This window comes from Microcystis sp. LE19-84.1B (assembly GCF_027531875.1).
Lineage (GTDB): Bacteria > Cyanobacteriota > Cyanobacteriia > Cyanobacteriales > Microcystaceae > Microcystis > Microcystis panniformis.
Map to the genome: position 1 here is coordinate 1 of NZ_JAPZSR010000005.1, position 10,220 is coordinate 10,220.

A 10,220-nucleotide genomic window follows, 5' to 3' on the forward strand; every position below is an offset into this window, starting at 1 on the left:
TCATCCGTTCAGTATAGGCTACATATCAGCAGAGACACTCCTGCAAGGGGAGTGACTCTCAAATTATTACAGATGCGTCAGCGGCTGCGTGTAAGCATCCCACCGAAAAACTAATGCGCGGGGGGTTTGGGGGCGTGGCGCCGCCCCCAAACCCCCCGCGCATTAGTTTTTCGGTGGGATGCTTACACGCAGCCGCTGACGCATCTGTAATAATTTGAGAGTCACTCCCCTTGCAGGAGTGTCTCTGCTGATATGTAGCCTATACTGAACGGATGACCGTATGATTGACTAATTTGCGTTATTTCAGCTTCTATTTTCAAGTCAGGAGATAGGAGATAGGAGATAGGAGACTTTTTTATTTATTCTCCCCACACCCCACACCCCACACCCCACTACCCCCCCCGATGTCGGGGGGGTTGGGGGGGTCACACCCCACACCCCACTTGCGTCTTAGGTTAAACTTTAATTCCTAGTACCTGTGTATGGGTTCCCCGCGCTTGGGTGACACCGATGGTTCTTTCGGAAGCTTCAATCATCGGCCGACGCAAACTAACGACAATAAACTGTGCTTGTTGTGCTTGTTTTTGGATCATTTTAGCCAATTTTTCTACATTGGCCCCATCTAAAAACATATCCACTTCATCAAAGGCATAAAAGGGAGAAGGACGATATCTTTGTAGGGAAAAAATAAAGCTTAAAGCGGTTAAAGATTTCTCACCCCCAGACATGGAACTTAATCGCTGTACGGGTTTTCCTTTGGGATGGGCCACCAGATTTAAGCCACCATTAAAGGGGTCATTTTCGTCTTCTAGTTGTAAGTAACCATCACCGTCGGACAGGGTGGCAAATATATTCTTAAAGTTTTCGTTAACGGCCGTAAATGCTTCCTGAAAAGCATTAAATCTGAGGGTGGTAAAGTTTTCTATCCGCAAAAGTAGTTCGGTTCTTTCTCCTTCTAGAGTTTGCAGTTTTTCTGATAGTTCATCTAATCTCTCTTTGGTTTTTTGGTATTCTTCTAAAGCTAACATATTCACAGGTTCTAAAGCTTCTAATTTCTTTTGTAACTGCCGAATATCGCTTTGAATTTTCTCGAAATCTCGATCGCTTTCAGGAATTTCGGGCAAGGGATTGGGTAAGTCGCTTTCTAGTTGACTAATTTCTGTCTGTAAAGTGGTTAGTAATGCTTGTCTTTCCTCTTGATTGTTGACTAACTTTTCCGATTGCCAGATGGCCTGTTGTTGTTGGTTTTGTTGTTGTCGCAAAACTGTCTCTAATTGGTCTCTTTTTTGCTTGGTTTCCCCTAGTTGTCGGGATAATTGCTGTAAAGCTTGATTGATTTCTAAAATATTGTGATCAAGTTTTTCTATCTCCAGATTTCCGATATTTCTCTGATTAACTGCATCGGTAATTATCTTGTCAATCTCGGTAATTCTATCCGCAGACTCTTGACTTTTTTCCTCTAGTCTGATTTGTTGATTTTGTAGGTCTTTTAACTGTTCGCGGACTGTTGCGAGGTGATTTTCTTGGGTTTGTAACTGCAATTCTTGAGTGCGAATTATTCCCTGTACCTGTTGCCATTCGCTATGGGTATGATTGGCCTCTAAAGCAGTTAATTTCTCCTGTTCTTGCTGTAAAGATAACTCTAACTCAGGAATTTCTCTGGTTAATACTTCTAACCGTTGACGAGAAATAGTAATTTCCTCTTGCTGGCCCGATAATTGACGGGTTAAATCCTCTTTTTCTGTGGTTAAACGTTGTAAATCCTTGCTTAATTGTTGTAGAGATAATTGATTTTCCCGATGACTCTGACGGGTTTCGGTTAACTGTTGGGTTAACTGACTGATAAGATGATTAACTTGGGTAATTTTTTCTTCGTTGCGGGTAAGAATGCGATCGATTTCTGCTAATCTTTCCCGTAGAGATTCCGCTTCACTAGAATCCTTCGGAGAAATTTTACCAAAACGCAGCCCCGATCGCGTCGGTTGGCTGCCTCCGGTCATAGCACCAGTCATCTCTAATAACTCGCCATCCAAAGTAACAATGCGATATTGATTGATATAATAACGGGCAGAATCTATATCCTCGAAAACCACGGTACTGCCAAAAATATAGTTAAAAACCTCCCGATACTGGGATTGAAACTTAACCAAATTCACCGCTAAATCCAGATAACCCCGCGCGTGACGCAGAGAGGAAATATCTTGGGGACGGGGGGGACGAATTTTATTCAAGGGTAAAAAAGTGGCCCGACCGATGCGACGCTGTTTTAATAAGGCAATTCCAGCGGCCGCAACACTATCATCTTGGACGACTACATGACCTAAACGACCTCCTGCGGCGATTTCAAGAGCAATTTGATAACGTTCCTCTACTTCGCCCAATTGTGCCACTAATCCGCAGATTCCGGGCAAATCTGACTGTAATAATATTTGAGTGGCATAGGTTCCCTGGGCCTCCTGTTGCGCTTGCTTGGTCGCTTCCAGTTTATCTAATTCCCTCTGTTTGTCCCGTTGTTCCTTGAGCAGACGTTTTTGGGTGTCCTGACTGATAACGTGATTTTGTTCAGCAAGGGTGAGTTTTTGGGCTAAATTTTGGATATCGGGTTCCGCTTGATTAATTTTTTGTAATATTTCTTGACTTTCTTCGGTTTTTGTGCTAATAACTTGCTCTAATTCTTGCAGACGTTGACCAGCTTCTACTATATTAGTTTGCAATCGATCGCATCTTTCGGTCAATTGGGCCCGTTGGCTACGGTAGGGGTTTAATTGTTCCTGAAGACGGGTAATATTGCGGGAAAGGTCGCTTTGTTCTTTTACCCATGCTTCTGACGCTTCCGCGAGACTACTTGCTTGCAGACGATGGTTTTCTAGGGTTTCCCTTGCGGTTTGGGTTGTCCGTAGGAGATTGGGTAAAATTTCAGTTTCTAAACGGCTTTTTTCAGCATTAATCTGGTTTAATTCGCGATTATAACGATTAATTTCCTCTAAAAGTCTGGTTTTTTGTGCCTGAGATTCTTTTTCAAGGTTTTCTAGCTCTTTTTGTCGTTGTTGCTGTTGTTGTCGTTTGGCCTGTTGACTTGCTAATCGGGAAGTTAGGGACAGGTGTTCATCTTCCCCGAAAGCTTTGACCTGTTGATTGAGTTTCTCTAATTCTTGACTATTTTGGGCGATTTGTTCGGATAAATTAGCGATAGTCTCGGTTAAAACCTGTTTTTCCTTTTCCCCAGCTTGAATTTGTCCTTGTACTTGCTGGCAGCGCTGCTGGAGATTTTGCCAATGGAGGACTATTTCCCATTGTTGTTTTTCTTGGACTTGGGCCTTGAGTTTTTGGTATTTTTCGGCTTTAATGCGATCGAGTGCTAATTTCTCCAGAGATTTTTGCAATTCTGTGGCAATAATTTGGCAGCGTTCTTCCCTTTCTTTAACCGAATCGATATTCTCCCTAGTTTTCTCAATTTTGCGGTCAAATTCGGCTACTCCTGCCAATTCGTCGATAATTTCCCGTCTTTCCTTGGCATTCATGCTGATAATTCGGGTTACGTCCCCCTGTAACACCACGTTGTACCCTTCGGGATAGATGCGTAAACGGTTTAATTGGTCGTGAAGTTCGCTAACCGTACAGGTTTCCCCATTGATATAGTAGGTAGAAGTATAGCTGCCACCCTTAGCCACTTTTAAGCGTCGGGAAACCGTCCAATCCCTATCGGTTGCGTCGGGAATATCGGCAATATCAAAAGTCACCGAAACACTCGCTTCTGAGCTATGACGTTGACTGTTATAGCTGTGATTGACTAAATCCGGTAATCTTTCGGCCCGCATTCCCTTGGAAGTAGCTAATCCCAAGCAAAATAGCAATGCGTCGAGGATATTCGACTTTCCCGAACCATTTGGACCGGAAACCACCGTAAACCCCGGTAAAAAGGGTATAGGAGTTGTTCCCCCGAAGGATTTGAAGTGTGAGAGTTCGACCTTTTTGATGTAAACCATGGCGATAAGCAAAAAGTAGGAAAGCTATCAGCTTGAATCGACAAGGGATAACTCCGGTTTATCCTTGAAAATATCCTCAGACTTGACCGGAGATGAGTTTGATTAGTCGCGTAGTTGGAAAATTTTATGAGAACACCCTTACAGAAAAATATAGCTGATAGCTCCCTTAGATGGCTTGAATCCATTCTTTGACTTGGTATTCTGTCCAGATGCCATTTTGCCAATAGGGATCCGCTTCGATTAATTCTCGCACTTCTGACTCGCTGGCTGCCTGATAAATTGCGAAAACTTGGCTTAAATCTGCCGTTGGTCCGATAGTAATGAGAATTCCCCGTTCTTTCTGTTGATTTAATCCCTCTAGATGTGCTTGACGATAGGGAGCGCGTTTTTCCAGCACATTTTCACAATAACTACCCCAGACAACAAATTTCGGCATATTTGACCTGTACTCTCTTGATCTGTTGCTATTTTACGATCGAATCGTCAATCAGACTCAATCGATCTAGAAAAGTGGGGGAAGTACACAGATACTGTAGGATGCAGATAGTTGGGGGTGGTGATTCGGTAGTAGTGATGACGGTTTTATTAGTGGGATTAATCACAAACGGTTGACCACATTCTTTACATTGACGTTTGTTGGTGGGTTTCTGCGAGAAACTATTGAGAAAACGGGTTTCTTTGGTATTTAGAAACCGGGTTTCTTTGAGAACCTATTTAGAAACCGGGTTTCTTTGAGAAACCCGGTTTCTTCTTGAGAAAACGGGTTTCTATGAGAAACTCTTTGAGAAACTCGTTTTCTTGTATAAATGTTAATCTTTGTCACAAAAGTCTTGACAAATTCGGAATTTTTTGCATAAAATAGCCCCAGTCGTCTTTTGCGTTCAATGTCATGAATTCCACCCTGTTGCCGATTCTTCCTGCTGTTTACGATATTTTGTTCGATTTCGCTCAATCTGATGGTTTTTGGGCAAATTTAGAAACTGCTTTTGGCACAAGTTATGATGTGGTTAAAGCGACGCAATTACGACAGCAGTGGCAAAGTCGAGATTTTAGTCAACTTCCCCCTATTACAGTTCAAAACCTTGGCAATTCAGGGATTTTCGGCGCATATTCCAGCAGTACCAATAGGATTTATATTTCTCAAGCGCTGATTGATTCGGGGGACGCTACCACCCTCAAAGCGGTGTTATTAGAAGAAATTGGGCATTTTATCGACGCGCAAATCAACAGCAGCGATACGCCGGGGGATGAGGGGCAGTTATTTTCGGCGCTGGTGCGGGGAGAAGTGCTGACAGGGGAGCAAATCGCGGCGATACAAGGGGAAAATGACGCGGCGACTATTACCGTTGATGGGCAAGCGGTAAGCGTGGAAATGGCCGTTAAATATTTAACTTCGGGTATTACGGTCGAGTATCAGGGACAAAAATATTATGGTTGGATTACCTACGATAATTCAGTATTAAAGCGTCAGGGTCAAGAGTGGCTGAGTGGCGATAAGGTACAAGATTTTGGCTTTAATTTTCTCGGTAAAACCTATTATCGTCAGGATTTTTATTGGGATGAAAAAGGTGTTTCTCTGGGTTTTGTTGATGGTAATCCCGTTGCCGCTCTTTTTGCTTTTAATACTCCAGATGGTCGTAATTTTGGTTTTGGGCAAGAATCAACTTCTAATATCAGTTGGCCTAATGGCTTTTTACAGTGGGATTATCCTAACGCTCGATGGATTGAAAATGTGGGGAAGATTGACTTCTCATATCCCGCTAATAATGATGACAGTGCGACAATTTCTATCAATGATGTAACCGTTACCGAAGGAAATAGCGGAACTACTAATGCAGTATTTACCGTCACCCTTTCTAATCCCGTCGATACAGCGATTACCCTCAATTACGCCACAGCCGATGGAACCGCTACCACAGCAGACAATGATTATACAGCGATTACTACTACTCCCTTAACCTTCAATCCGGGAGAAACTTCTAAAACGATTACTGTAGCTGTCAATGGCGATACCAAAGTTGAAACTAACGAGAATTTCTTCGTCAATCTCAGCAATTTACAAGCCAATGGTCGTAATGTCACCCTCACCGATAACCAAGGACAGGGAACGATTAATAACGATGACAGCGCATCTATTGCAATTACTGATGTCACAATTACCGAAGGAAATAGTGGGACGACTAATGCAGTATTTACTGTCACTCTTTCTAATCAAGTTGATACAGCAGTAACGGTTAATTACGCCACAGCCAATGGAACCGCTACCACAGCAGACAATGATTATACGGCGATTCCTACTACTGCTTTAACCTTCAATGCTGGTGAGACTTCTAAGACGATTACTGTTGCTGTCAATGGCGATACTAAAGTCGAAAGTAACGAGACTTTCTTCGTCAATCTTAGTGATTTACAAGCCAATGGTCGTAATGTCACCCTCACCGATAACCAAGGACAGGGAACAATTAATAACGATGACAGTGCCAATATTGTTGGCACTGTTCAATGGAAAAGCGAAGAAGGTGGGAATAGTCATTATTATAAAGTTATCTATCAGCCAAATGGTATTTCTTGGAACACAGCAAAAGCTCAAGCAGAAGCACTTGGTGGATATTTAGTCACAATTACTTCTGCTGAAGAAAATAATTTTGTCAGTAGTTTATTTTCTGGTAATTCTTCAGCCTGGAAAAATCTTGGTATAGATACACGCGGTCCTTGGATTGGTGGATTTCAACCTCCTAATAGTCCTGAACCTAATGGGGGATGGCAATGGGTATCAGGTGAACCTTTTAATTATACTAATTGGGGAGTAAGTGCTAATGGGGATCAACAGCCTCTAGATAATAATGATTTTGGTGAAGATTACATTCACTTTTTTGGTGGTGGAAATAATAATTTTACAGCTAAAACTTGGAATGATCTTAATGATGATACTTCTAGTATCGGTGGTAATCCAATTGCATACATCATTGAAATTGAATTAGATTCACTTATTTCGATTAACGATGTCACCGTTACCGAAGGAAATAGTGGGACAACTAATGCAGTATTTACTGTCACTCTTTCTAATGCAGTTGATACAGCAGTAACGGTTAATTACGCCACAGCCGATGGAACCGCTACCACAGCGGATAACGATTATACGGCGATTGCTGCTACTCCCTTAACCTTCAATCCGGGAGAAACTTCTAAGACGATTACTGTTGCTGTTAATGGCGATACTAAAGTCGAAAGTAACGAGACTTTCTTCGTTAATTTGAGTAATTTACAAACCAATGGTCGTAACGTTACCATAACCGATAATCAAGGACAGGGAACGATTACTGATGATGATGTCATACTTCCTAGTATTACTCTTGCGGTTGCTCCTAGTAGTGTTACTGAAGACGGGACAAGTAATCTCATCTACACCTTTACCCGTAGTGGAGTAACAACAAATCTTTTGACAGTTAACTATAGTATTGGTGGGACAGCAAATAATGGAACTGATTACGCTTCGATTCCCACAGGTGTAACCTTTGCGGCTAATTTAGCGACTGCGACTGTAACAATTAACCCCACTGCTGATACTACTGTTGAAAGCGATGAAACCGTCGCTTTAACTCTCACTGCGGGGACTGATTATACGATAGGTACGACTACCGCAGTTACGGGGACAATTACGAATGACGATACCAGTGTCACCCTTGCTGTTTCTCCTGCAAGTGTTACCGAAGATGGGACAAGTAATCTGGTTTATACCTTCACCCGTAGCGGAGTAACCAGTAACGCTTTAACAGTCAATTACACCCTCGGAGGGACAGCGACTTTAAATACCGACTACACTCGCAGCGGGACTAACAATACTGTCACCTTTGTTGCTAATGCTACTACTGCTACCGTAATCGTTGACCCCACTGCTGATACTACTGTTGAAAGCAATGAAACCGTCGCTTTAACCCTCGCTTCCGGGACAGGTTATACGATAGGTACTCCTAACGCAGCCACGGGGACAATTACCAATGATGATACCAGTGTCACCCTAGCAGTTTCTCCCGCAAGCGTCACCGAAAACGGGACAACAAATCTGATTTATACCTTCACTCGTACTGGTGTAACAACTAGCGCCTTAACCGCTAACTATACAGTTGGGGGGACAGCTACTTTTAACACAGATTACACCCAAACCGGTGCAGCAAGTTTCACCAGTACAACTGGGACAGTGACTTTCGCGGCTAATGCTACGAAGGCGACTGTAACAGTTGACCCAACTGCTGACACAACTGTTGAAAGTGATGAAACGGTCGTCTTAACTCTCGCGACCGGGACTGGTTATACAATAGGTACACCAACCGCAGTTACAGGAACAATTGCTAATGATGATACCAATGTTACTCTTGCGGTCTCTTCTGGAAGTGTTACCGAAGACGGGACAAATAATCTGGTTTATACTTTCACCCGTACTGGTGTAACAACTAACGCCTTGACTGTCAATTACACCCTCGGAGGGACAGCTACTCTCAATACCGACTACACTCGTACAGGGACTAACAATACTGTCACTTTCGCAGCTAATGCTACGACGGCGACTGTAACAGTTGACCCCACTGCTGATACTACTGTTGAAAGTGATGAAACGGTCGCCTTAACTCTTACGACCGGGACTGGTTATACAATAGGGACAACTACCGCAGTTATAGGAACAATTACCAATGACGACTTTTCCCAACTCTCCATCAACGACATCATTACTGTTGTCGAAGGTAAAAATAGTAATGCAGTTCTCACCGTCACTGTAAATAATCCCAATCCACAACAAATTAGTGTTAATTATGCTACTGCACCCATTGATGCTACTGCTAATGTAGATTACACTAGCCAGACAGGAACTCTCATCATTCCCGCTAATGCTTCTACTGCTACTATTACCATTCCCATTCTCAATGATGACCTTAATGAACCTGATGAAGTCTTTGCAGTAACCCTGTCAAATGCGACTAATGCTATCATTAATCCTGATGAAGAAACAGCAGGAGTTATCATTACTGATACTTGGCAAAGCATTCTCACTCGTACTTTACCTAACGGTGTCGAAAACCTCAAACTAATTGGCACTAATAATATTAACGGTACGGGTAACAATGCTAATAATATCATCACCGGAAATAGTGGCAATAATCAAATCAATGGTGCTAATGGTGCTGATATTCTAACCGGTGGTCTAGGTGCAGATACTTTTATCTTCCAATTTGGACAATCTACCATATCCGCAAGCGATCGTATCACAGATTTTGCCATCAATAGTGATAAAATCGACTTATTAACTCAAGGTGGAACCGCCATGAATGCGCCTAGTAGTTTCAGTCGCGCTACTGATAGCACTACTACCACTTTAGACAATTTAATCAATCAGGTATTTACTGATGCCAATGGAGCGATTACAGGTAATCAAGGATTAGGGGTTAATAGTGCCGCCTTAGTGCAGGTAACAACCGGTGCAATAGCCGGAACTTACCTCGTTATTAATGATAGCACGGCTGGCTTCCAATCCAGCAATGATTTATTAATAAATATCACCGGATTTACTGGTACTTTACCTGCTTTAGGGAACATTCCAGTGAGTAATTTCTTTGTTTAATTAAGTAGGCGTAGGGGGCGTTAGGCGGCTATCAATTCGGTCAAAAAACCAAAATTAACAAGCCGCCGTAACGCACCACCTCTATTATTAAATCGGTGCGTTACGCTATCGCGCTTCACACCCTACTGGCTGCACAATTGCTTGCTCTACTTGATTGAGGTAATCAGATAAAAGTTTAAGCAGCATGATTTAATATTTGTTCTAATTCTTGACGCAAAGCAAGGTAATGACGATAATCGTTTGCCCATTCTATAAATATTATATCATCTGATAATGTTCCCTGATTGTATTGGTTATAAAAATCTTCGGAATCCATTTTATGTTGGTTCTCATAAACGCTAAGTCGCTTGGCAACAGCAATCAAAGCATCTAAAGATGATGTATATTGAATGGTCTGTTTACGCATTTTTCTTTTACTCCAAAATAGGGTTTGCTGAATAAATTTGAAATGTAGGCAAAGTAAAGGTTTTGGGGCTTTTCTCGCTCCCACAGGTGCAAGATTTTGAGAGAATCGTCGTTCAAAACCTTGCGTCTTCATCGGCCCGCGTCCTGTAGGGGCGAAGCATTCGGACAATAACCTATCGGTGAAAAGGTAGATTTTCTATCCGAATGCTTCGCCC

General features: G+C 42.5%; 4 protein-coding genes. 1 reads left to right on the forward strand and 3 read right to left on the reverse strand.

Annotated features, from left to right (window positions below; translation table 11 throughout):
* Nucleotides 1-455: 455 nt before the first annotated feature.
* A complete protein-coding gene (gene smc / locus O9324_RS00195) occupies nt 456-3,986 on the reverse strand; it encodes a chromosome segregation protein SMC (RefSeq protein WP_288139168.1) in 3,531 nt (1,176 codons plus the stop codon).
* 166 nt (nt 3,987-4,152) lie between these two features.
* Nucleotides 4,153-4,422: a YciI family protein gene (locus O9324_RS00200; RefSeq protein ID WP_002771659.1), complete on the reverse strand. Its 270-nt coding sequence runs from the start codon at nt 4,420-4,422 to the stop codon at nt 4,153-4,155.
* Between the two features lie 453 nt (nt 4,423-4,875).
* On the opposite strand from O9324_RS00200, the gene O9324_RS00205 reads away from it, so the two are divergent.
* Nucleotides 4,876-9,600, forward strand: coding sequence for a beta strand repeat-containing protein (locus O9324_RS00205; RefSeq protein ID WP_288139169.1), 4,725 nt, complete (start codon nt 4,876-4,878; stop codon nt 9,598-9,600).
* Between the two features lie 175 nt (nt 9,601-9,775).
* Here O9324_RS00205 and tumA read toward each other — a convergent pair whose 3' ends face one another.
* A complete protein-coding gene (tumA, locus tag O9324_RS27070) occupies nt 9,776-10,006 on the reverse strand; it encodes an antitoxin TumA (RefSeq protein WP_002771674.1) in 231 nt (76 codons plus the stop codon).
* Nucleotides 10,007-10,220 lie beyond the last annotated feature (214 nt).

Bases quoted from the DNA above. Each gene is read 5' to 3' on its own strand.
- smc (WP_288139168.1), bottom strand. From the start codon at position 3,986: ATGGTTTACATCAAAAAGGTCGAACTCTCACACTTCAAATCCTTCGGG.
- O9324_RS00200 (WP_002771659.1), bottom strand. From the start codon at position 4,422: ATGCCGAAATTTGTTGTCTGGGGTAGTTATTGTGAAAATGTGCTGGAA.
- O9324_RS00205 (WP_288139169.1), top strand. From the start codon at position 4,876: ATGAATTCCACCCTGTTGCCGATTCTTCCTGCTGTTTACGATATTTTG.
- tumA (WP_002771674.1), bottom strand. From the start codon at position 10,006: ATGCGTAAACAGACCATTCAATATACATCATCTTTAGATGCTTTGATT.